Consider the following 22,134-nt stretch of genomic DNA (forward strand, 5'->3'; position numbering starts at 1 on the left):
GTGTCCCCGCCCTTCGACGAGCGGCCGCTTGGGCCCGGCACGTACCGGGCCCGGGGGGACGTCGTCCGGTCGCTGGTCCCGGGCGCCGTGCTCGCCGCGGTGCCCGCGGCCCGCGCGGCCGCCGAGGCCGAGGGGCACCGGCTGCGGTTCGACTTCCTCGACGACGCGGCGGTCCTGGAGCTGCTGCGTCTTCGCCACCTCGACGAGGCGGCGCTGCACCGGGCCGGGGTGCGCCTCGGCGTCCCGACCGCGCTCGTCGCCTTCGCGCTGTTCGCGGGCTGGGGCGCGTACGCGCAGCACTGGGAGCCGGGCCGGGACCAGTACCTGTACTACGGCCTGTGCGGCGCGGTCGGCGTCCTGGTCGTCGTCCTGTACGCGGTCACCCTGACCCGGCACTGGGGCAGCCGCCCGCGCCAGCGGGTGCGGGCACGGGCCGCCGCGTACCGCAGGATCGCGCACCTCGCCCGCGACGGCGGGGCCCCGCTGCCGGACGCGTACCCGCACTACGGCCCGTATCCCTTCGCGGCCCGCTTCCACCCCGAGACCGAGAGGCGCGGAGATCCGCCCGGCGCGCCCGATGGGAAAGGCCCCCGATGAGTTCCATGGTGTCCGAGACGACCGGGGCCGCGACCGCGGCCGACGGCGCGCTGTTCCACGTCCGGTGGATCATGCCGGAAGGGTTCTTCGAACTCCCCACGGAGGCCGAGGACATCGACGAGCTCGCCGACAAGCTCATCGACCTGGCCCGGGAGATCCAGCCCAGGTCCACGCCGGAGATGCAGTACCTGTGGGCCGCGATGGTCGGGTCCACGTACGACGAACTGGTCGACGCCGGGGTCCAGTACGCCGGGTTCGTCGTCACCGAGGTCGACGGCGTCCGCTGCACGGCCAACGTGTCGATCGCGCTCGCCGATCTGCCGGACGAGGCCCGCTTCAGCCCGGTGGAGGGCACCGCGCGGGCGCTGCGCGCGCTCGGCCGGGGCGAGGTGGAGGAGCTGTCCCTGCCGTGCGGGCCCGGCGTGTCCTGGATCGGCTCGCGGCGCGCCGCCGTCGACGGCTCGCTCACGCCGTCCGGCGAGGAGGAGCCGTTCTGGACGTCGTTCATCAACGTCCAGGTGCCGCTGGCCAACGGCACCGCCGTGGTTCTGGAGATGTCCACGCCGACGATGGAGGGCTGGGACGTCTTCTCCAGCATGTTCGCGGGCGTCTGCCGGAGCCTCCAGCTCTTCGACGCCGCCGGGAACCCGGTGGACAGCAAGGGCCGCCCCGTCGACATAGCCGACACGGCGGAGGGCGCGGAGTGACCGGCACGGACCCGCGTACGGAGCGGCCCCGCACGGACCCGCGAACGGGGCGGCCCAGCACAGACCCGCGTACGGAGCGGCCCGGAGCGGACGACGCACCGCCGGAGGACTACCGGCTCCTCGTCCCCCGCGACTGGTTCCGCATCGACCTCACGCTCGACCGCTGGCGGCCCCAGCTCAAGACGTTCGCCGACCGGCAGGCGGCCCGGCGCCGGATGTCCGCGCAGGCCGCGCGGGGGTTGTGGGCCACGCTGCGCAACACCGCGGAGAGCGGGGCGGCCCAGGGCGCCATCGAACTGTTCCTGCGCTCGGAGGTCGACGACACGGGCGCGACCCCGGCCACGCTGCTCGTGTCCCTGCTGCCGATGTCCGGCGCGCTGTACGCCACGCCGCAGGACCTGGCGCGGAGCGTCGCCGAGCGCCGGGGCGCGGGCGCGGCGGTGACCGTGACGGAGCTTCCCGCGGGCGAGGCGGTCCGCGTCACGACGGCCACGACGCTGGACCTGTACGTCAACATGCCTGGAAGGGCAGGGTATTTGCTGCTCGCCTTCTCCGTACCGCTGAGCGGTGTCGAGAGCCCGCTGGGCGGCCTGTGCGAGGCGATCGCGGCGTCGCTGCGCTGGCTCTGAGGCCGACAGCGGCAGCGGCGGGCGACGAAAAGGGGCGGGGCGAGGGGCAGTTGTACCCCCTCACCCCGCCCCTGCCGCTACCGTGCCTGCGGACTAGCCCCGCTGGTGCCGCCGGGCCCGGGGAACTAGCCCCGCGCGGCCTTGCCCAGCTCGTCGTCGATCTGCTCGAACTTGTCCGCGGCGGTCGTCAGGTAGTCGCCCATGCCGTCGAGGCCGTCGAGCATGTCCTTGGCGCCGCGCACGAACTCGTCGAAGTTCTCGTCGAACGCCTTCGAGGAGCTCTTGGTGACGTAGCCCGTCTCGACGAGGTTCGCGATGTACTTGCGGAGGCCGTCGAGCTTCTCCTTGAGCTTGTCCTTCTCCTTGACGACATGCTTGGCCGCATCCCGCATGTCCTGGTATGTGACATCAAGGTCCTTGGCCACGAAGCCCACTCCCTATCCAACACGCCGCAGGGCCAGCCCCCGTGGCTCCACTGATGGGTGCGCGTCGCACCTGAAACGGCGCGAATGACGCTGTCGGCACGGCGGCTGCGCCCGGACCCACCCGGTGCGGCCGTCCGCCAGTGCGCCAGCAGCTTACGGGTGTGGTCAGGGAGGGAATACCCCCGTTGAGTCACAGCTCTGCTATGAGCGCGTACCGGGGTGGAAGTGCCGCAACTGGCGGGCGTTGCCGGTGGAAAGCGTGCGCCGACAACCCGTTGCCCCGGGCCGGGAGTGAGCGGTTATCGTCGCTTCCACTGTGAGCCGTGGTCCGGAAGCGGTCACGGGGGGCCGTGGGAGGACGAGCGTGCGTCTGACACTGACCGTCGTCGATCCGATCGGCGGCGGCTCCACCGACGTCGTGCTCGACGCCGATCCCGACTCCTCCATCAGGGACATAGCCGCCGAACTGGCCCGCACGGCGGGCCGCAGCGGCGCCCAGGTCATTCCCCTCGGCCCGCACCGCCCGACGCCCGACGGCGCGCCGGTGATCTACGTCGACGGGTACGCCGTCGACCCCGGCGCCACGGTCGTCACCTCGCCCCTGCGCGAAGGCGCCGTCGTCAGCCTCCACGACCCCGCGGGCTGCGTGCCCGGCGAGCCGACCGGCCTGGTCGAGCTGCGCGTGGCGGGCGGCCCGGCCGCGGGCGCCGTCCACCGGCTCGGCATCGGCCGGTACGACATCGGCAGCGGCCCGGCCGCGTACGTCCGCGTCGACGACCCCGAACTCGCCGCCCGCGCCCTGACGTTGTCGGTGGCCACGGACGGCACCTGCCAGCTGGTCGCGCACGGCGACGAGGAGGAGCGGGGCGAAGTCACCCTCGACGGCGAGAAGTTCAGCGGATCCGAGGGCGGCACCTGGCCCCTCGGCGCCCAGCTCGCCGCCGGGAACACCCTGTTCGAGCTCGTGCGGTACGCGCCGCCCAACGCGGCCCTCAAGTGGTCCGAGGACGGCGCGGGCCTCGACTACAACCGGCCGCCGCGCCTTCGCCCGCCCGAGCGGCAGACCACGTTCCGCCTGCCGTCCCCGCCGCGCGACTTCGAGGCCCGGCCGCTGCCGTGGCTGATGGCCCTGTTCCCGCTGGTCGGCGCCGTGATCGCGGCGATGATCTTCAACCGCTGGTACTACCTCATCATCGCCGGGCTCAGCCCGATCATGCTGTTCGGCAACTACTTCCTGGACAAGAAGCACGGCCGCAAGTCCCACGCCAAGCAGGTCAAGGAGTACAAGGAGACCAAGGAGCGGATCGAGAAGGACGCGCGGGACGCCCTGGTCGCCGAGCGGCTCGACCGGCGCCACGCGGTCCCCGACCCGGCGACCGTCCTCACCCTCGGCACCGGCCCGCGCACCCGCCTGTGGGAGCGGCGCCGCACCGACGCCGACCATCTGCTGCTGTGCTTCGGCACCGGCCGACTGCCGTCCGACGTCGTCCTCGACGACCCCGAGCAGGACGAGCACAAGCGCCAGGTCACCTGGACCATCGAGGACGCCCCGGTGGCCCTCGGCCTGAAGCAGCTCGGCGTCATCGGCCTGGCCGGGCCCGGCGACGCGGCGGCGGCCCTCGGCCGCTGGGCGGTCGCGCAGACCGCCGCGCTGCACAGCCCGATGGACGTCCAGTTCTACGTCCTGACGGAGAACTCCGCCCGGGAGTCCTGGGACTGGCTGCGCTGGCTGCCGCACGCCCGCCCCGGCAGCGGCCAGGACGTCAACGTGCTGATCGGCACGGACGCCGAGACCGTCGGCGCCCGCGTCGGCGAGCTGACGCAGGTCCTCGACGCGCGCGAGAAGGTCAAGCAGGAGACCCGGGGCCAGAGCGGCGGGTTCGCCGACCCGGACATCGTCGTCGTCTGGGACGGCTCGCGCCGCCTGCGCTCGCTGCCCGGCGTCGTCCGGCTCCTGCGCGACGGCCCGGCCGTGGGCATCTACGCGCTCTGCCTCGACACCGAGCAGCGGTTCCTGCCCGGCGAGTGCCAGGCCTTCGTCGTGGCCGAGCCCAGGGCCCGGGAGCTCGCGGACCCGGCCGCAGGGGCCGCGCCCGTGGCGGGCGGCATTCCGCCCCGGCCCGCCGCCGCGCCCGGCGGCTTCCCGTCCTTCCACGCCTGGCACACCACGGACCCCGGCGCCGACCGGGCGGCCACCCACGAGCTGCGGCTTCGCGTCGAGCAGACCGGCGCCCGGCGCCTGCTCGACGTACGCCCCGACTTCGTCTCGCCCGCCTGGTGCCTGCGCCTCGCGCGCGCCCTGGCGCCGCTGCGCGACATCAGCGGCGAGACCGAGGACTCGGCGCTCCCCGCCGCCAGTCGGCTGCTCGACGTGCTCCAGCTGGAGCCGCCGTCCCGCGAGGCCATCGCCGCGCGCTGGCGGTCCGGCGGACAGTCCACGACGGCCGTCATCGGCGAGTCGTACGACGGTCCGTTCGGCATCGACCTGCGCAAGGACGGGCCGCACGGCCTGATCGCGGGCACCACCGGATCCGGCAAGTCGGAGCTCCTGCAGACCATCGTGGCCGCGCTCGCCGTGGCCAACACGCCCGAGAACATGACGTTCGTCCTCGTCGACTACAAGGGCGGCTCCGCGTTCAAGGACTGCGTACAGCTGCCGCACACCGTCGGCATGGTCACCGACCTCGACGCGCACCTCGTCGAACGCGCCCTGGAGTCCCTGGGCGCCGAGCTGAAGCGGCGCGAGCACATCCTCGCCGACGCCGACGCCAAGGACATCGAGGACTACCAGGACCTGGTGCGCCGCGACCCCACGCGCACGCCGGTGCCCCGGCTCCTCATCGTCATCGACGAGTTCGCCTCCATGGTCCGCGACCTGCCCGACTTCGTCACCGGCTTGGTCAACATCGCCCAGCGGGGCCGCTCCCTCGGCATCCACCTGCTCCTCGCCACGCAGCGGCCGAGCGGTGTCGTGTCGCCCGAGATCCGCGCCAACACCAATCTGCGCATCGCCCTGCGCGTCACCGACGGCGGCGAGTCATCGGACGTCATCGACGCGCCCGACGCCGGGCACATCTCCAAGAACACACCGGGCCGCGCCTACGTCCGCCTCGGCCACACCTCCCTGGTGCCCTTCCAGTCCGGCCGCGTCGGCGGCCGCCGCCCCGGCGCCGCCGACCCGCGGGCGCTCGCGCCCTGGGCCGACGCACTCACCTGGCCGGGCCTCGGGCGCGCCACGGCCGCCCGGCCCAAGGCCGCGGCCCGCGAGGACGCGGAGATCACCGACCTGAAGGTCCTCGTCGACGCCATCCGCGAGGCCCACACGGCCCTCGCCATCCCCGCCCAGCACAGCCCCTGGCTGCCCGCCCTCGACGAGACGCTGCTGCTCGACGCCATCGCGCCGCCGCCCGCCCCCGCCGGTGCGCTCCCGCCCGCTCCGTACGGCGTCGAGGACCTGCCCGCCGACCAGGCGCGCCGCCCCGTCACCGTGGACTTCGCGACCTTCGGGCACCTGATGGTCGGCGGCGCCCCGCGCAGCGGCCGCTCCCAGGTGCTCCGCACGATCGCGGGCTCCCTCGCGCGCACGCACTCCTGCGCCGACGTCCACCTGTACGGCATCGACTGCGGCAACGGCGCGCTCAACGCGCTGACCCGGCTCCCCCACTGCGGCGCCGTCGTCAACCGCAACCAGACCGAGCGCGTGGTCCGCCTCGTCAACCGGCTCAAGGGCGAACTCGGCCGCCGCCAGGACCTCCTCGCCGAGAAGGGCTACGCCGACATCGGCGAGCAGCGGGCCGGTGCCGCGGCCGACGAGCGCCTGCCGCACCTCGTGGTCCTCCTCGACCGCTGGGAGGGCTGGCTGCCCACGCTCGGCGAGATCGACCACGGCAGCCTGACCGACGAGGTCACCACGCTCCTGCGCGAGGGCGCCAGCGTGGGCATCCACCTCGTCCTCACCGGCGACCGGCAGCTCCTCGTCGGCCGCGTCTCGTCCCTCACCGAGGACAAGTACGGCCTCCGGCTCGCCGACCGCTCCGACTTCTCCCTGCTCGGCATCCCCTCCCGCAAGGTGCCCGAGGAGATCCCCCCGGGCCGCGCCTTCCGCAACGAGAGCGGTACGGAGACGCAGTTCGCCCTGCTCTCCGAGGACGCCACCGGGCAGGGCCAGGCCGCCGCGCTCGCCGCCATCGGCGAGGCCGCCGCGGTCCGCGACGCCGACGTGCCGCGCCGGCTGCGCCCGTTCCGCGTCGATACGCTGCCCGGCCGGATCTCCTTCGACGAGGCCTGGGAGCTGCGCGACCCCGAGGCCTCGCGCTCGAAGCTGTGGGCCCTGATCGGCGTCGGCGGCGACGAACTCATGGGCCACGGGCCCGACCTGGCCGAGGGCGTGCCCGCCTTCGTCGTCGCGGGCCCCGCCAAGTCCGGCCGCTCCACCGCCTTGATGAACGCCGCCCGCTCCTTCCTCGCGCAGGGCGTACGCCTCGTCGTCGCCGCGCCCCGCCCGTCCCCGCTGCGCGGGCTCGACGGCACCGAGGGCGTCCTGAAGGTCTTCACCGGCGACGACATCGACGAGGACGACCTGGAGGAGGCCATCGACTCGGCGACCCCCCAGGCGCCGATCGCCGTCCTCGTCGACGACGGCGAGATCCTGGAGGACTGCGACGCCGCGAGCCAGTTCAAGCGCATCATCCAGCGGGGCGCCGACGAGGGCCTCGCCCTCGTGCTCGCCGGGGACGAGGAGGACGTGTGCAGCGGGTTCTCCGGGTGGCAGGTCGACGCGAAGAAGGGGCGGCGGGGCATCCTGCTCTCCCCACAGGACACCTCCAGCGGCGACCTCATCGGCATCCGCGTCTCCCGCAGCATGATCGGCGGCCCCGTCACCCCCGGCAAGGGCCTCCTCCACCTGGCCACGGGCGAACCGACAACGGTGACGACTCCCCTGTGACGCGTGGCCGCAGCCCGGCTATGACGCGTGGCCAGGCGGGGCAGTCTCAGCCCGTCCGGCGTTTGAGGACGAGGCGCGGAGCGCCGATAAAGCGGGGGCACGGGGGCGGCAGCCCCCGGATCGGGAAGGGGCGGGCCTGGGGCGCACCCGCGAGGGTTAGCCTCGGACGCGTCGCAGCCGGGCCTCCGGGTCACCCGCCTTGGGATCCTCGGAGGTGTACTGCAGCTCCGTCCCCACCGGCCGCAGCGACACCGTATGGGCGGCCTGCGAGCACCCCGCGCCATTGGACCGCGCCCCGACCCCCTTCAGCACCAGCTCCTTCTCCGAGGCCGACGTGAGCCGGAGCACGTCGACACACGTACCGCCGATGAGATCCGTCTGCGTCACCGTGCCGACCCGCTCCCCCCGCTTCGCGACCTGCCGGACCGTCACGTCGAACGTGCCCAGGGCGACGAGCCCGCCCTGCGCGGAGGCCTTGCCGCGCCACGTGCCCAGGTACCGCTTGGGTACGAGGCCAACGGCGTCGGGGGCGTCACCGGTGGCGGCGGGCGGCCGCTTCCCGGCGCTGCCGTCGCCCTCGCCGCCCGCACCAGAACCGGGCAGCACGTCGAACAGGAACGCCGACCCCACAAGGACCGCCGCGAGCGCCCCGGCCACGGCGAGGGCGATCGTGCAACTCACCCTCCGCCCGCGGCCGTCGGGCGCCCCGGGCGCGCTCGTCGCCGCGACGGAGAGGGAGACCTTGCCGGGGGAACCAGGGGAAGGCGCAGCCGCCCGCGCCTCGGCGGGGCCGTCCCGCGGGGGCGCCGCCGCGGCCCCCGCCCCGTACGACGTGTCCGGCGGCCCGAACACCCCCACCGCGGGCCCCGCGAACGACACCGGCCCCGACGCCACGGCTCCGGCGCCGTCCTCCCGGGCCTCCAGGTCGAGCAGCCGCACCGCACCGCGGCTCACGCGCTCCACCAGCGGCCCCGGCAGCCAGCCCGCGGCCACCAGCGGGGCCGCCCCCGCGGGCGCGAGGCGGTGGGCGACCTCGGCCGGGGCGGGCCGCGCCGCCGCGTCCTTGGCCAGGCAGGCCGCGGCCAGGTCCCGCAACTCGCCGCTCAGCGGGCCGAGGTCGGGCTCCTCGTGGACGACCTGGTAGAGCAGCGCGGCCGACGTGTCCCCGGTGAAGGGGGGCTCTCCCGTCGCCGCGTACACGAGTGAGGCGCCGAGCGAGAAGACGTCCGCCGCGCCCGTGGCGCCCTTGCCGAGGATCTGCTCCGGCGCCATGTAGCCGGGCGAGCCGATGGACACGCCGGTGGACGTGAGCGAGGCCGTGCCGTCCGTCGCGCGGGCGATGCCGAAGTCGATCAGGCGCGGGCCGTCCAGGGTCAGCAGGACGTTGGAGGGCTTCACGTCGCGGTGGACCAGGCCGAGGGCGTGGACGTGCGCGAGCGCCTCCGCGAGGCCCGCGCCGAGGACGCGGGCCGAGTGCTCGGGCAGCGGGCCCGCGTCCCGTACGGCCTCCGTGAGGGACGGGCCCGCCGCGTATCCGGTCGCGACCCAGGGCAGCGCGGCCTCGGGGTCGGCGTCCAGGACCGGGGCCGTCCACTGGCCGCCGACCCGCCGGGCCGCGTCGACCTCGCGGCGGAAGCGGGCGCGGAACTCCTCGTCGAGGGCGAAGTGCGGATGCACGACCTTCACGGCGACCGTGCGGCCGCCCGCGCTGCGGCCCACGTAGACGCGGCCCATGCCGCCGGAGCCGAGCCGGCCGAGCAGTCGATAGGGCCCGATGGCCGCGGGCTCGTCCGGTTCGAGCGGGTGCATCGCGGAGGCCTCCCCCTGGTGCGCCGTACGCGGACCACTGCCACGGATCAGCCTACGGCGCGGGGAACCTCCGCCCGGGTTTCTCCCTCTACCCAGACGGAATTGACCGTATTGCCGTCCTTGTCCCCAGGTCCGTCGAGGTCAGATGAACATCCGCCGCACCACCGCCGCCCTGACCGCCGCGCTCGCCGCCGCCGCGGTCCTGCTCACCGGCTGCTCGTCCGACGGGGGCGAGCCCATGAGCTTCGACAGCGCCTCCGCCCCGGCCCCCGCCAAGGGCCGCGGGAGCGAGGACTCGGGCATCCGGCTCCCCACCGGGCCCCGCGCCTCCTTCACCACCGAGAGCACCCTCGACGACGGCACCAAGATCGGCGTCACCACCCTGCACGGCAAGAAGTCGGGCTTCACCGGAAAGGTATGGGTCTGGGCGCCGAAACAGTACTTCGACCCGAAGTACTCCCGCAGCGGCTTTCCCGTACTCATCGCGCTGCCCGGCGGCCCCGGTTACCCCAATAACTACTGGATGGGCACGGACCTGAAGCTGGAGAGCTCCATCGCCCAGTGGTCGAAGGAGGGAAAGAGCCTGCCGTTCATCGTGGTGATGCCCGTGCTCAATCCCGACGCCACGTTCTATTACGACGGCAGTGACATACCGGGGCAGCCGAAAATGGGCACCTGGATGACCGAGGACGTACCGGATTTCGTCAAGGCGAATTTCCGCACCTTCACGTCCCGCGACGGGTGGGGCTTCATGGGGTCCTCGTCGGGCGGTTTCGTGGGCCTGAAGTCCGTCCTGAAGCACCCGGAGAAGTTCAGGGCCGTGATCGCGTCGGGCCCGGACACCGTGCCCGACTCACCGCTCTGGCGCGGGCACGAGCCACAGCGGCTCGCCAACGACCCGGGGCGCCTCGCCGAGCGCCTCATCCGGCGCGGCGGGCCCGAGGTCGACATCGCCTTCCAGGTCGGCACCGCGGAGTCCGGGCAGCCGAACCTGCGGGCCTTCATGGAGAAGTACGGCAAGGGGCCGGTCAAGACCCGGCTCAACGTCATCCCGGGCGGCACCCACAGCGCCCGCTCGTACGTCCCCGCCATGGCCGACGGGCCGATCCAGTGGATCAGCAAGAAGATGAAGGGCCCGGTCCCCAACGGCTGAGGTCCGGGCCCGGCACGGCTACGGCCGCAGCAGCTCCACGTTCACGTCCGCGGGGAAGCCCGTCGTCGGCCCCACCCGGCGCGCGAACTCCGTGACGCCCTCCAGCTGCGCGCCGCCGAAGCGGAAGTCAAGGGTCGTGAAGTACCGCTCCAGGACGCCCGCGTCGAAGGACTCCCAGCGCGAGGCCTGCTCCGCGACCTTCGCGACCTCTTCCAGGGACAGGTCGCGGGAGGCCAGGAACGCCTTGTGCACCTCGCGGACCACCTCGGGCTCGCGCGCGAGGTAGTCGCGGCGGGCCGCCCACACCGCGAAGACGAACGGCAGGCCCGTCCAGTCCTTCCACATCTGCCCGAGGTCGTGCACCTCCAGGCCGAGCTTGGGGGCGTCGATCAGGTTCGCGCGCAGCGCCGCGTCTCCGATCAGGACGGCCGCGTCCGCCTCCCGCATCATCAGGCCGAGGTCGGGCGGGCAGGTGTAGTACTCGGGGCGCACGCCGTGGCGCTCGGCGAGCAGCAGCTGCGCCAGGCGCACGGAGGTGCGCGAGGTGGAGCCGAGCGCCACCCGCGCCCCGTCCAGGCGGTCGAGCGGCACCTGCGAGACGATCACGCACGACATGACCGGGCCGTCGCAGCCCACGGCCAGGTCGGGGAAGGCCACCAGGTCGTCGGCGTTGCGCAGGAACTCGACCAGGGTGACGGGGCCGACGTCGAGGTCGCCGCGCACGAGCTGCTCGCTGAGCTTCTCCGGGGTGTCCTTGGTGAGCTCGAAGTCGAGGAGGGTGCCGGTCCGCGCGAGGCCCCAGTACAGGGGCATGCAGTTCAGGAACTGGATGTGGCCGACGCGCGGCCGTGCGGTGCGGCGCGAGCTGGGGATGGGGTACCCCTCGCCCGCGCGCGGCCGAGAGCTTGGGGAGGGGTCGGCGTCGACCGCCCCGCCCGTGGTGTCAGCGGGAGAATTGTCCACATCCGTGAGGCTAGCCCTCGTGCGCCACGGAGCGAGCGCCGGGTCCCGCGGCGACCGGGCCGCGCCTCTGCGCGCCCCGCGCCGGGCCGCCGCCGGGGCTGACCGCGAGGTCGGTCCCGGCGCCTGTCCCAGCGCCCCGCTGAGGCCCGCTCTGGTGGTCCGCCTCGCGCTGTCGCCGCGGCTTCCGCCAAGGCCTCGGCGGGCCCGTGTCAACCCGGCGCGAGGGGCCGTCAAACCTCCGGGTGACGTGATCTTGATCCCTATTGCTTCCGGGTGCCTGCGTGCTAAGCTCGCCGCAAGTTGCAGTTTGGTTTCCCTTGCAGTACAGAGCCTGCGGAGCATGTAACCCGCAGGCTCTCGTCGTTTTCAGACTTTTGCAGTTGTTTCAACAATCGCAGGTTCTGGAGCAGGGCAACCCTTTGGCCCAAGGAGGGCTTATGGCTACCGGAACCGTGAAGTGGTTCAACGCCGAAAAGGGCTTTGGATTCATCGCCCAGGAAGGCGGCGGCCCCGACGTCTTCGTTCACTACTCCGCGATCAACGCCAGCGGTTTCCGTTCCCTCGAGGAGAACCAGGCCGTGACCTTCGACGTCACGCAGGGCCCGAAGGGCCCGCAGGCGGAGAACGTCACCCCTGCCTAGTCAGGGACGGCTTGATCCTCCCGTAAGGGTGGCTTGATCCAACGGAAGCAGTACCCAAGGGGCCCCGCGCCCTCGCTTTGGCGAGGCATCGGGGCCCCTGCCTTTTCCTGGCGGGGGCGCCTTGGACGGGTGAGCTCCCTCAGGCGGGCGGGCCCCTCCCCGGCGCGGGCCCATCGGCCTCCGGCCTCGTCCTCAAACGCCGGACGGGCTGGAACTTCCCTGCGGCGCCGTCGTCAGTCGTCGCGCTGGCGCGCTCGTCCTCAAGCGCCGGACGGGCTGGATCTTTCCCTCGGCGCCGTCGTCGCCCATCGGCCTGCGGCCTCGTCCTCAAGCGCCGGACGGGCTGAGAGTTTCCGGTGCGGTCGGGATCTTGTCTGCGGGCCGGGAAGCCCGCAGACGAGATCCGGGGCGCGCCGGAACCATCCAGCCCGTCCGGCGTTTGAGGACGAGGCGCGGAGCGCCGAAAAGGCGGGGGCGCGGGGGCGGCAGCCCCCGGATCGGGAAGGGGTGGGTCTGGGGCGCTCCCCGCGAGGGCCTAGCCCGGGGGCAGGGCCTCGCGGGCGCGGGACACCGCCGCCGGGTCCCAGTTCTCGCCGGGCACGCTGGCCAGGAGGAGCCGCGTATAGGCGTGCTCCGGGGCCGCGAGGACCCGGTCCGTGGGCCCCTGCTCCACCACCTCACCGCGCCGCATCACCAGCACCTCGTCCGTCACATGCCGCACCACCGCCAGGTCATGGCTGACGAAGACGAGCGCCACCCCCGTCTCCTCCCGGATCTCCCGCAGGAGCTGGAGGATCTGCGCCTGGATCGACACGTCGAGCGCGGCCACGGCCTCGTCGAGCACCAGGACCCGGGGGTCGACCGCGAGGGCCCGGGCGATGGCCAGCCGCTGGCGCTGCCCGCCGGACAGGTCCCGGGGCCGCGCGTCCGCCTCGCGCGCGCCCAGACCGACGCGGTCCAGGAGGTCGCGGGCCGCCGCCCCGCCCTGCTCGTCCTTGCCGTGCAGGCGCAGCGCCGTACGGAGGCACTGCGTGGCGGTGAGCCTCGGGTCCAGGGAGACGTACGGGTCCTGGAAGACCATCTGGATCTCCCTGGCCCTGGCAAGGCGGGCCCGGGAGGTGCGCGGGGTGCGGGGCTCGCGGCGGCGGCCCGCCACGGTGATCTCCCCCCGGTCCGGAGGGACGAGGCCCACCAGCATGCGGGCCACGGTCGTCTTGCCGGAGCCCGATTCGCCGACTATGCCGAGGGAGCCGCCCTCGGGGACCGTGAAGCCCACGTCGTGCGCGGCCTGGTGGCTGCCGCCGCCGGGCAGGGGGTAGCTCTTGCTCAGCCCGGTGGCCCGGAGCAGGGCGGTCGTCGTCACGGCTTCACCTCGATCTGCACGGGGGTGCCCGCGGCCAGGCAGGCGGACGTGCCCCCGTCCGGCAGGGGCACCGGCCGCGGGGCCCACGTCCCGCACTCCGGCCGCGCCTCACCGCACCGCTCCACGAACGCGCACCCCTCGAACACGTCCGCCAGGGACGGCGGACGGCCCGGGATCGGGCGCAGCGGGGCCTCCAGGGCGTCCAGGGTCGGGGAGCAGGACAGCAGGCCGCGGGTGTAGGGGTGGGAGGGGGTGGTGAACAGGGACTTCGCCGTGCGCTCCTCCACCACCCGGCCCGCGTACATCACGTACACGCGGTCGCTGTACGCCGCCGCCAGGTGCAGGTCGTGGGTGATGAACAGCAGGCCGAGGCCGTGCTCGGCGCGCAGGGTGCGCAGCAGGGCGAGGATGTCGGCCTGGGTGGTGACGTCCAGGGCGCTGGTGGCCTCGTCGGCGAGGAGCAGGCGGGGGCGGGCGGCGAGGGCGCCCGCGATGACGACCCGCTGGAGCATGCCGCCGGACAGCTCGTGCGGGCGCTGGCGCACGCGGCGCTCGGGGTCGGGCAGGCCGACGGAGGCGAGCAGTGCGACGGCCTCGGCACGGCTGGCGCCCCGCTCGGTGAGGAAGTCGCCGACGCGGCGCACCGGGTTGAGGGCCGCGCGCGGGTCCTGGTGGACCAGGGCGACCGACCCCGCGCGGTGGGCGCGCAGCCGCTCGCCGGTCAGGGCGAGGACCTCGGTGCCGTCGAAGCGTACGGAACCGGAGACGCCCGCCCCGTCCGGCAGCAGGCCGAGCGCCGTGCGCGCGGTCGTCGACTTGCCCGAGCCGGACTCGCCGACCAGGGCGACCACCTCGCCCTCGGCGACCCGCAGGGACACGGAGTCGAGGAGCGGGCGGGCGGCGCCCGGCACGGTCACGGTCACGTCGTCGATGTCGAGCAGCATCACTGCCTCCCCAGGCGGTCGGCGGCCCAGACGCCGACGACGTTGAAACAGACGACGACCAGGGCGATCGCGGTGCCGGGCACCAGGGCGGGGAGCATCGCGCCCTGGACGATCGCCGCCTGCCCCTCCTGCACCATCAGGCCCCAGTCCGAGGACGGGGGTTGGGCGCCGAAGCCCAGGTAGGAGAGGGTCGCCAGGGACATCAGGGCCTCGCCGAAGAGGACCACGAGATAGCCGAGGACGGACCGGCCGAGGTTCGGTATCAGATGGCGGGCGCAGATGCGGGCGCCGCCCATGCCCTGCACGCGGTACGCGTCGACGTACGGCTTGCGGGCCTCGGACAGGGCCAGGGAGCGGGTGTACTTGGCGATGGTCGGTGTGAAGGCCAGGCCGAGGGCGAGGACGGACGTCGTCGTGCCCGTGCCGAAGACGGCGATGATCAGGACGGTGAACAGCAGGCCCGGGAAGGCGTACATCACGTCCGTGAGGCGGGAGACGAGCGTGTCCACCCAGCCGCCGCGCCAGGCGGCGAGCACCCCGAGCGTGACGCCGAGCACCCCGGCGACGGCGAGCAGCAGGAGCGGCGCGATAAGGCTGGTCCGCGCGCCGTACAGGGCGCGGGAGAGCAGGTCCTGGCCGGAGGAGTCGGTGCCGAGGAGGTGCTCGCGGCCGGTGCCCACCAGGGAGGCGGACAGGTCGATGGCGTCCGGGGCGTAGGGCGCGAGGAGGGGGGCGAGGGCGGCCGCGAGGACGACGAGGCCGAGGAGCCCGCCCGCGATCAGGACGCCGATCGGGCGCCGTGGCCCGGCCGCCTTCACGGCGTTCGTACCGTCGAGGGTCAGGGTCATGAGCGCACCTCCTTCACGCGCGGGTCGAGCAGCGGGTGGACGGCGTCCACGGCCGTGGTGACGACGATGTAGCCGGTGACCATCAGGAGCAGGACGGCCTGCGCCACGGGGAAGTCGTGGGTGTTGATGGCGCCGACGAGCAGGGAGCCGATGCCGCTGAGGCCGAAGGCGGTCTCGACGACGACGGTGCCGGCGAGCATGCCCGCCATGACCAGGCCGCACATGGTGACGATGGGCCCCAGCGCGTTGCGCAGGACGTGGCGGCGGACTATCTCCCGCTCGGGCACGCCGGACGCGCGGGCCGCCGCCACGTGGTCGGAGGCCGCCGCGTCCACCATCGCCTGCCGGGTCACGCGGCTGACCAGGGCGAGCGCGCCGAGCGCCAACGACAGGGCGGGCAGCGTGAGGTGGTGCACAGTGCCGAGGAATCCGTCGCCGCTGCCGGTCACCGGGAACCAGCCGAGCCGGACGCCGAAGAACGACACCAGGGCGATCGCCGCGACGAAGGACGGCACCGACGCGGCGAGCGTCGTGACCCCGACGACCGCCGAGTCCACCCAGGTGGACCGCTTCACGGCGGCGAGGATCCCGGCGCCCACGCCGAGGACGACGAACAGGACGGTGGCGTACAGGACGAGCTGGAGCGTCGTCGGGAAGCGGGCCGCCACCAGGTCGGACACCTGGTCGCTGTACTTGAACGACCGGCCGAGGTCGAGGTGCAGGCAGTCCCACAGCCAGCGGCCGTACTGGGCGGCCAGCGGCTCGTCCAGGTGGTACTCGGCGCGCACCTGGGCCAGGCGCTCGGGGGTCAGCTTGTCGCGGCCGCCCGCGAGGAAGACGGCGGGGTCGCCGGGCGCGGCGTACACGGCGGCGAAGATGACGAACGACGCGGCGAGGAGCGTGGCGAGCACGCCCGCGAGCCGACGTACGAGACGGACGGCGATGCCCTTTCCCATTCCCATGGCGGCCTAGCCCTTCCGCGCGCCCAGGCGGGCGGCCCACGGATAGTAGAGGTACGACTGGGAGGAGGGCGGTCCGGTCAGCCGGTCGCTGAGGACGAGCGCCGTCGGCACCTGGGCGACGGGGATCCACACGGCGGCGTCGACGAACCGCCGCTGTGCCTCGGTCGTGAGGCGGGCGCGCTCGGTGTCGTCGAGCGTGGCGAGGGCCTTGTGGACGAGGCGGTCGTACGCCGGGTCCTTGAAGCCGACCCAGTTGTTGGAGGAGTCGGACAGGCCGTTGTCGTAGAAGCCCATGGGGTCGGCCTTGGAGATGTACCAGTCGCCGACGAGGACGTCGATGCCGTCGCGGGCCTGGGGGTCGCTGTAGAACTCCTCGAACTGCGCGGGCGGCACGGTCTTGATCTGCGCCCGCACGCCGATCCGCTGGAGCGCGGCGCGGGTGGCGTTGGCGACGACGGTGCGGCCCTGGCTGCTGTCGGTGCCGATGACGACGGGGCCGTCGGGGGCGCCCGCCTCCTTGACCAGCTTCTTGGCCTCGGCGAGGTCGTCGGCGGTCGGGGTCGCGGGGGCGGCGGCGCCCAGCTTCTTCTGGGCGGCGGCGAACCGGGGCCGCTCATAGCCCCAGGCCCCGGCGCCGACGGGGGCGGCCCAGGGCTGCACGAGGCCGCCGTAGCCGGAGTTGGCGATGCCCTTGCGGTCCAGGGAGAGGGACAGGGCGCGGCGGATCGCGGGGTCCTTGAGGCCGCCGCGCGCGGTGGGGATGAGCACGAGCGAGGCGGTGGAGGGGCCGTAGTACTGCCGGAGGTTCTTGGCTCGGCGCAGGGCCGCGGCCGTGTTCGGCGACTCGGCGTACGTGCCGTCGGCCGCGCCTGTCCGCAGGGCGTTGACCAGGGCGCTGTCGGAGGCCCAGCGGAAGACGACGCGGCGGGTCAGGGGCTTGGTGCCCCAGTAGTCGTCGTACGCCTCGATGGTGAGGGAGTCGCCGGACTTCCACTCCTTGAGGCGGTAGGGGCCCGAGCAGGCGTCGGCCTGGCCGGGGGTGCCGAACTCCTTGCCCGCGGCGGCGATGCGGCGGGGGTTCCACACGATGCCCGCGTCTCCGGCGAGGGCCTTGGTGAACAGGGCGTCGGGCTCCTTGAAGCGGATCGTCAGCTCGCGGGGGCCTGTCCTGCGCATCGAGGACACGTTGCCGAACTCGTCGGACTGCTCCATGTCCTTCGCGGCGTGCCGCTTGAGGCTCCACAGGACGTCGGCGGCGGTGAGCTTCGAGCCGTCGTGGAAGGTGACGCCGTCGCGGACGGTGAGGACGAGCCTGCGGTCGTCCGGCGTGCGGGCCTTCTCGGCGAGGAACGGCTCGACGCTCATGTCGGGCTGGAGCTGATACAGCCGCTCGCAGACGTTGGTGAGGACGACGCGGCCCGCGCTGCCGCCCTGGCGGTCCAGGTCGAGCGAGTCGGGCTCGTCCTCAAGGAGCCAGTCGGCCCGGTCCAGGCGGCCCTGGGCGGGCGGGGTGGTGGCGCGCAGGGTCAGCTTGGCGGCGTCGGCGGGAGCGCCGCCGAGGGCGTTGGTGTCGGCCCCGGCGCACCCCGCCGCGAGCAGGGACACCGCGGCGAGCCCGGCGGCGGCGCGCGCGGCCCGCCGCGGTGCGGCCTGGGGCGGGCCCGTCGGGCTCGGTGGTCGCGTCGGTGGGTGCGTCATCTGGCGTCTCCGAACGGGCCGTCGTACAGGTTCCAGGGAAGGTGCTGGTAGTCGCGGTCGCAGGGGGTGCCCGCCGTGACGCGGTAGTCGCCGGTGGTGAGGTCCACGCAGGAGGAGACGAGCGTGGCCCAGCGCCGCAGCTCGGGGCGGCGCGGGTCCGGGTGGGTGCACAGGGACTCGGGGTGCCCCAGGTGGTCGGACATCGCCTGCTTGATGATCTTGATCGACTCGTCGGGTCCCGTGGCGCCGCGCAGGGCGGCCAGGCCCTCCTCCGCGCGCGGGACGCGGACCAGGGAGTCCGGGGACAGGGGGCGGTAGCCGGGGGCCAGGGCGGCGGGCACGCCCGCCTGGTAGTGGTTGCCGTGCACGAGCAGGCCGTCCTTCGGATACATCCAGCCGTGCCCCGCGGGGGTCGTCTCCAGGTCGATGGCGAAGCCTTCGCGGCAGGTGAGCAGCGCGTTCGACGCGATGTGGGCGCGGGTGCGGCAGAGCACGTCCACGGCGTCGGTGACGGCGTGCTGGTCGAGCACGCTGCGGCGCACCACGGTCTGCGGCAGGCCCACCGCGTCGCTGAAGCGCCCGCCCAGGCCGTTCGCGTTGAGCGCGATGCCCGCCGAATTGGCTCCCTGGCGGCCGATCTGGCCCGCCTCGACCTGCATGATCAAGGTGGGCCTCGGGGGCTGCACGACGCGCAGCATCACCACGGTGTCGGCCACTCCGGCGCGCCAGTCCCAGTTCTGTCCCGCGTACACATGGCCGTCGCCGCTGGCCGGGCCGTACGCCGCGAAGGAGGTGCAGCCGTCGGCGGCTTCGGCTTCGCCATCGGCTTCGGCTTCGGCTTCGGCCGCGACGGAGGCGTTGGCTGTGGCGGTGGCTTCGGGGGCCGCGCCCTCCGCCCGCTCGGGGGCCGCCATCCGCTTGAAGGATCTGTCGTAGATCACCTCACCGCGCGCGTTCAACGCGAGGACGTCGAGGAGGTCCACGCCCGCGCCCTGCGCTATGCCCGCCATCTCCTCCTCCAGGTGCGGCGCGTACTCCCGGACGGGCTTGAGCCAGCGGGCGGCGCGGTCGGTCACCTGGTCCCAGGTCAGGCCCGCCGACTGGCCGAACGCGGCCGCGTAGTACCCGAGGGCCGCGTGCAGTTGGGGGCGGACGGCCTCGCCGTACTGCCGACCGCGCTCGGTCGGCGTGCCGGAGATCTCGACCACGGGGAGGACCCGGGCGGATCGGTCGGAGGTGGTGCGCGGGGCCATTCTTCTCCTGTAACGTCGGTTACGAAAGGCTCGATGCTTGGAACGTGCCATCCAGCATGTAACGTCCATCACACGGGAGTCAAGACCTGTAATGAAGATTTCAGAGCCGCCGGAGGGCGGAGCCGTGCCGCCGGAGGGCGGAGCCGTGGACGGGCCGAACAGAACTGCGGGCGAGGCGGGCGGGACCGGCACCGCGGGCGGACCGACGGCGGGATCGACGGGGGCGTCGGCCGGACCGGCGGGAGGATCGACGGGCGGACCGGCCGACAGACCGACGGGCGCATCGACGGGAGGACCGGCCGACGGACCGACAGGCGGACCGACGGGCAGACCGACAGGCGGACCGACGGGCAGACCGGCGGGCGGGGCGGCGGGCGGACCGACGGCGGGATCGACGGGCGCATCGGCCGAAGGACCGGTAGGCGGACCGGCGGGCGGGTCGACGGGCGTGGCGACGGGCGGACCGGACGGTGCAGGTGGTGCCGCGCGGTTGCGTAGCGCCGTGCGTGGGCAGTGGGAGACCCTGTCCGCCTCCGAGCGCGCCGTCGCCCAGTACCTGGCGAGCGTGCCCGCCGAGTCCCTCCTCTTCGCCTCCGCGCAGGAGCTCGGCTCGGCCAGCGGGACCAGCAACGCCACGGTGGTCCGCGCCCTCCAGCGCCTCGGCTACGCGGGCCTGCCCGCGCTCAAGCGCGACCTCGCCACGGACTTCACGGCGGCGGTCGCCCCCGAGGTGCGGCTCGCCAAGCGCATCGCGCACGTCGGCCGCGACCTCGGCGGCATCTGGGACGAGGTCTTCGACGAGGCGCAGGAGCGCATCGAGCACGCCCGCCGCCTCACCCCCGACGACGCGCTGCGCACGGCCGTCGGCGTCCTCGCCGACGCGGGCGAGATCCACGCGTACGGCGTCGCCGCGTCCGAGCTGGCCGCCCGCCATCTGGCCCTCACCCTGGGCCGCGTCGGCCGACGCGCGCGGTACGTGGGCGCGACCGGGTTCGCGCTCGCCGACCACCTGCTCGCGCTGCGCCAGGGCGACGCCGTGGTGATCTTCCAGCCGGGCCGGGACCTGGCGGAGCTCTCCGTGCTCATCGAGCGGGCGCGGGCGGTGGGCGCGCGCGTCCTGCTGGTGACGGACGAGCTCGCCGAGCGGTACGGGGGGCGCGTGGACGCGGTGCTCACCGCCCCGCACACACCTACGGGGATCACCACCGAGGCGTTGACCGCCCTGGTCGTGGCGGACGTCCTGCTCCTCGCGCTGACCACGCTCGACGAGGCCAGGGCCGTGGACACGTCCCATCAGCTGACGGCCCTGCGCGAGCAGTTGCTGGCACCCCGGCCGCGCAAGGGGTAGCACCCCGCCCGGACCCCCGGGCCCGCCCTACACGTGCTGCATGACCAGCACGAACGTCGTCCCCGGCACCAGCGCCTCGTACGCGTGCGGCACATCGCCCCGGTACGCCATGTAGTCGCCGGGGGACAGCTCCACCGGCTCGTCGCGGGGGCCCGCCAGGAGGCGGCCGGTGGAGACGATCAGGTGCTCCACGGTGCCGGGGTTGTGCGGGTCGGACTCGCGCGCCGGGCCGGGCTCCATGGCGCCGTGGTAGATGTCGCGACGCAGCCCTGACGGGCCCCTGGACAGCAGCGTGCCCGCGTACGAGGAGCGCTCCGCGTGCATGGTCGGGCCCTCGCCCGCGCGGATCACGGTGACGGCGGGGGCGGGCGACTCCATGAGCGCGCTGAACGGCACGCCGAGCGCTACGGCGAGCGCCCAGACCGTCTCGATGCCCGGGTTTCCGGTCGCCGCCTCCAGCTGGGACAGCGTGGACTTGGCGATTCCGGCGCGCTTGGCCAGCTCGGAGAGGGAGAGCCCGGCGCGCGCCCGCTCCCGACGCAGCGCCTCAGCGACCCATTCGCGCGGGGCGCGCGGGGCCCGGGGGGCGCGTGGGGCTTCCGCGCCGTCTCCGGCGCCTTCGGTGTTGCGGTCCGTCCTCACCGTTTCGACTCCCGACCGTTCGGCATACCAGTCCATTCGTTCGCCTTGACGAACATGATCCCCCTGAACCATCCTACGGGGCATGCGTTCGACACAGCGAACGGATGACCCGGCAGAGCGAACAACCGGGTTCGTCCGCTTCTCCGACCTGCCCTCCGACGTGCTCCGCGACATCGCCCTCGTCCTGCTCGCCGACCTCGTCGTCGGTGTGTCCTTCGGCGCGATCGCCGTCGCGGGCGGCCTGCCGGTGTGGGTGCCGGTCACCATGTCGCTGTTCGTGTACGCGGGCTCCGCCCAGTTCAGCGCGGTCGCCGTGCTCACCTCGGGCGGCGGCCCGGCGGCGGCCGCCGCGACCGGGCTGCTGCTCAACACCCGCACCGCGGCCTTCAGCCTGGCCGTGGCCGACAGCCTGGGCCGCTCCTGGGCGGCGCGGCTCGTGGGCGCGCACCTGGTCACCGACGAGACGGCGGCGTTCGTCCTGGCCCAGCCCGACGCGCGGCGGCGCAGGGCCGCCTTCTGGATATCCGGGATCGGCCTGTTCGTGGCCTGGAACGCGAGCGTCGTCGCGGGCGCGCTGGCTGGCTCCGCGCTCGGCGACACCGCCCGGTTCGGCCTCGACGCGGCCTTCCCCGCCGTGCTCGTGGCCCTCGTCCTGCCCGTCCTGCGCGACGCCGACGGCGGCGCGCGCCGGGCCGCCGCCCTCGGCGCGGTGCTCGCCGTGGCGGCCGCGCCGGTGCTGCCCGCGGGCCTGCCCGTGCTGCTCGCGCTCCTCGGCCTGCTCGCCGTCGGCCACCGTCCCGCCGGAGGTGCGGCATGAACGCCCAGCTCGTCTGCGTCCTGGCCCTGGCCGCCGGGACCTATGTCTTCCGGCTCGCCGGGCCGCTGCTCCACGGCCGGGTCGAACTGCCCGCACGGGTCCAGGAGTTGCTGGCCGTCGCGGCCACCGTGATCCTCGTCGCGCTCCTCGCGACCGGCGCCTTCACCGAGGGGCACGCCTTCGCGGGCTGGGCGCGCCCGGCGGGAGTCCTGGTGGGGGCGGCGCTCGCCTGGAAGCGCGCGCCCTTCGTGATGGTGGTCCTCGGCGCGGCGGGCGCCACGGCCCTGCTGCGCCTCGCCGGGCTGCCGTAGCCAGGTAGCCCGGTATCCCAACAGCCCGGTAGCCCGCCCCTGTTAGGCCTCGCCGCCCGCCCCTCGGCGCAGGCCCCCC

At 74.1% G+C, this 22,134-nt stretch carries 19 protein-coding genes; 9 read left to right on the forward strand and 10 right to left on the reverse strand.

Annotation, left to right across the window (positions count from 1 at the left end; genetic code table 11):
• From ACIG3E_RS03165 to ACIG3E_RS03175, 3 genes are read left to right on the forward strand one after another with little or no spacing between them, the layout of a single operon-like run.
• On the forward strand, positions 1–597 hold the full coding sequence (locus ACIG3E_RS03165; protein ID WP_399610528.1) for a hypothetical protein: 597 nt from the start codon (positions 1–3) through the stop codon (positions 595–597).
• Positions 594–1,304 carry a hypothetical protein gene (locus ACIG3E_RS03170; protein ID WP_399610530.1) on the forward strand — a complete coding sequence of 237 codons (711 nt, stop codon included), beginning with the start codon at positions 594–596 and terminating at the stop codon, positions 1,302–1,304. Before ACIG3E_RS03165 ends, ACIG3E_RS03170 begins: the two co-directional genes overlap by 4 nt.
• On the forward strand, positions 1,301–1,933 hold the full coding sequence (locus ACIG3E_RS03175; protein ID WP_399610532.1) for a hypothetical protein: 633 nt from the start codon (positions 1,301–1,303) through the stop codon (positions 1,931–1,933). Before ACIG3E_RS03170 ends, ACIG3E_RS03175 begins: the two co-directional genes overlap by 4 nt.
• A gap of 125 nt (positions 1,934–2,058) precedes the next feature.
• Here ACIG3E_RS03175 and ACIG3E_RS03180 read toward each other — a convergent pair whose 3' ends face one another.
• Complete coding sequence (locus tag ACIG3E_RS03180; RefSeq protein ID WP_150512489.1) at positions 2,059–2,358, reverse strand: WXG100 family type VII secretion target; 300 nt, start codon at positions 2,356–2,358, stop codon at positions 2,059–2,061.
• Positions 2,359–2,722: 364 nt separating this feature from the next.
• Between ACIG3E_RS03180 and ACIG3E_RS03185 the strand changes: the two genes are divergently transcribed.
• Entirely contained in the window at positions 2,723–7,303 is a 4,581-nt protein-coding gene (locus tag ACIG3E_RS03185) for an FtsK/SpoIIIE domain-containing protein (RefSeq protein WP_399610534.1), read from the forward strand.
• A gap of 156 nt (positions 7,304–7,459) precedes the next feature.
• Here the strand turns inward: ACIG3E_RS03185 and ACIG3E_RS03190 are convergent, their stop codons facing one another.
• On the reverse strand, positions 7,460–9,112 hold the full coding sequence (locus tag ACIG3E_RS03190) for a protein kinase (protein ID WP_399610536.1): 1,653 nt from the start codon (positions 9,110–9,112) through the stop codon (positions 7,460–7,462).
• 145 nt (positions 9,113–9,257) lie between these two features.
• Between ACIG3E_RS03190 and ACIG3E_RS03195 the strand changes: the two genes are divergently transcribed.
• On the forward strand, positions 9,258–10,265 hold the full coding sequence (locus ACIG3E_RS03195; protein WP_399610538.1) for an alpha/beta hydrolase: 1,008 nt from the start codon (positions 9,258–9,260) through the stop codon (positions 10,263–10,265).
• Between the two features lie 18 nt (positions 10,266–10,283).
• Here the strand turns inward: ACIG3E_RS03195 and ACIG3E_RS03200 are convergent, their stop codons facing one another.
• Positions 10,284–11,138: a menaquinone biosynthetic enzyme MqnA/MqnD family protein gene (locus ACIG3E_RS03200; RefSeq protein WP_399610772.1), complete on the reverse strand. Its 855-nt coding sequence runs from the start codon at positions 11,136–11,138 to the stop codon at positions 10,284–10,286.
• Between the two features lie 527 nt (positions 11,139–11,665).
• On the opposite strand from ACIG3E_RS03200, the gene ACIG3E_RS03205 reads away from it, so the two are divergent.
• Positions 11,666–11,869 (forward strand): cold-shock protein, encoded by a 204-nt coding sequence (locus ACIG3E_RS03205; RefSeq protein ID WP_016645643.1) that lies wholly within the window; start codon positions 11,666–11,668, stop codon positions 11,867–11,869.
• A gap of 535 nt (positions 11,870–12,404) precedes the next feature.
• On the opposite strand, the gene ACIG3E_RS03210 is transcribed toward ACIG3E_RS03205, so the two are convergent.
• Genes ACIG3E_RS03210 through ACIG3E_RS03235 form a run of 6 tightly spaced genes read right to left on the reverse strand, consistent with a single transcriptional unit; the run spans position 12,405 to position 18,937 of the window.
• Positions 12,405–13,232 (reverse strand): ABC transporter ATP-binding protein, encoded by an 828-nt coding sequence (locus tag ACIG3E_RS03210; protein ID WP_399610541.1) that lies wholly within the window; start codon positions 13,230–13,232, stop codon positions 12,405–12,407.
• Entirely contained in the window at positions 13,229–14,176 is a 948-nt protein-coding gene (locus tag ACIG3E_RS03215) for an ABC transporter ATP-binding protein (RefSeq protein WP_399610543.1), read from the reverse strand. The genes ACIG3E_RS03210 and ACIG3E_RS03215 overlap by 4 nt, the downstream gene beginning before the upstream one ends.
• Positions 14,176–15,024 (reverse strand): ABC transporter permease, encoded by an 849-nt coding sequence (locus ACIG3E_RS03220; RefSeq protein WP_399610545.1) that lies wholly within the window; start codon positions 15,022–15,024, stop codon positions 14,176–14,178. The genes ACIG3E_RS03215 and ACIG3E_RS03220 overlap by 1 nt, the downstream gene beginning before the upstream one ends.
• Complete coding sequence (locus ACIG3E_RS03225; protein ID WP_399610547.1) at positions 15,021–15,986, reverse strand: ABC transporter permease; 966 nt, start codon at positions 15,984–15,986, stop codon at positions 15,021–15,023. The genes ACIG3E_RS03220 and ACIG3E_RS03225 overlap by 4 nt, the downstream gene beginning before the upstream one ends.
• A gap of 6 nt (positions 15,987–15,992) precedes the next feature.
• Complete coding sequence (locus ACIG3E_RS03230; protein WP_399610550.1) at positions 15,993–17,684, reverse strand: ABC transporter substrate-binding protein; 1,692 nt, start codon at positions 17,682–17,684, stop codon at positions 15,993–15,995.
• Complete coding sequence (locus ACIG3E_RS03235) at positions 17,681–18,937, reverse strand: C45 family autoproteolytic acyltransferase/hydolase (RefSeq protein ID WP_399610552.1); 1,257 nt, start codon at positions 18,935–18,937, stop codon at positions 17,681–17,683. The genes ACIG3E_RS03230 and ACIG3E_RS03235 overlap by 4 nt, the downstream gene beginning before the upstream one ends.
• A gap of 502 nt (positions 18,938–19,439) precedes the next feature.
• On the opposite strand from ACIG3E_RS03235, the gene ACIG3E_RS03240 reads away from it, so the two are divergent.
• Positions 19,440–20,285 carry a MurR/RpiR family transcriptional regulator gene (locus tag ACIG3E_RS03240; RefSeq protein ID WP_399610555.1) on the forward strand — a complete coding sequence of 282 codons (846 nt, stop codon included), beginning with the start codon at positions 19,440–19,442 and terminating at the stop codon, positions 20,283–20,285.
• A gap of 27 nt (positions 20,286–20,312) precedes the next feature.
• Here the strand turns inward: ACIG3E_RS03240 and ACIG3E_RS03245 are convergent, their stop codons facing one another.
• On the reverse strand, positions 20,313–20,828 hold the full coding sequence (locus ACIG3E_RS03245) for a helix-turn-helix domain-containing protein (protein ID WP_242729052.1): 516 nt from the start codon (positions 20,826–20,828) through the stop codon (positions 20,313–20,315).
• Between the two features lie 181 nt (positions 20,829–21,009).
• On the opposite strand from ACIG3E_RS03245, the gene ACIG3E_RS03250 reads away from it, so the two are divergent.
• Both ACIG3E_RS03250 and ACIG3E_RS03255 read left to right on the forward strand, forming a co-directional pair.
• Complete coding sequence (locus ACIG3E_RS03250) at positions 21,010–21,744, forward strand: AzlC family ABC transporter permease (RefSeq protein WP_399610557.1); 735 nt, start codon at positions 21,010–21,012, stop codon at positions 21,742–21,744.
• Complete coding sequence (locus ACIG3E_RS03255) at positions 21,741–22,055, forward strand: AzlD domain-containing protein (protein ID WP_399610560.1); 315 nt, start codon at positions 21,741–21,743, stop codon at positions 22,053–22,055. The genes ACIG3E_RS03250 and ACIG3E_RS03255 overlap by 4 nt, the downstream gene beginning before the upstream one ends.
• Positions 22,056–22,134: the final 79 nt, after the last annotated feature.

The organism is Streptomyces sp. NPDC053474 (genome assembly GCF_044544845.1).
In the GTDB taxonomy this organism is placed as follows: Bacteria; Actinomycetota; Actinomycetes; order Streptomycetales; family Streptomycetaceae; genus Streptomyces.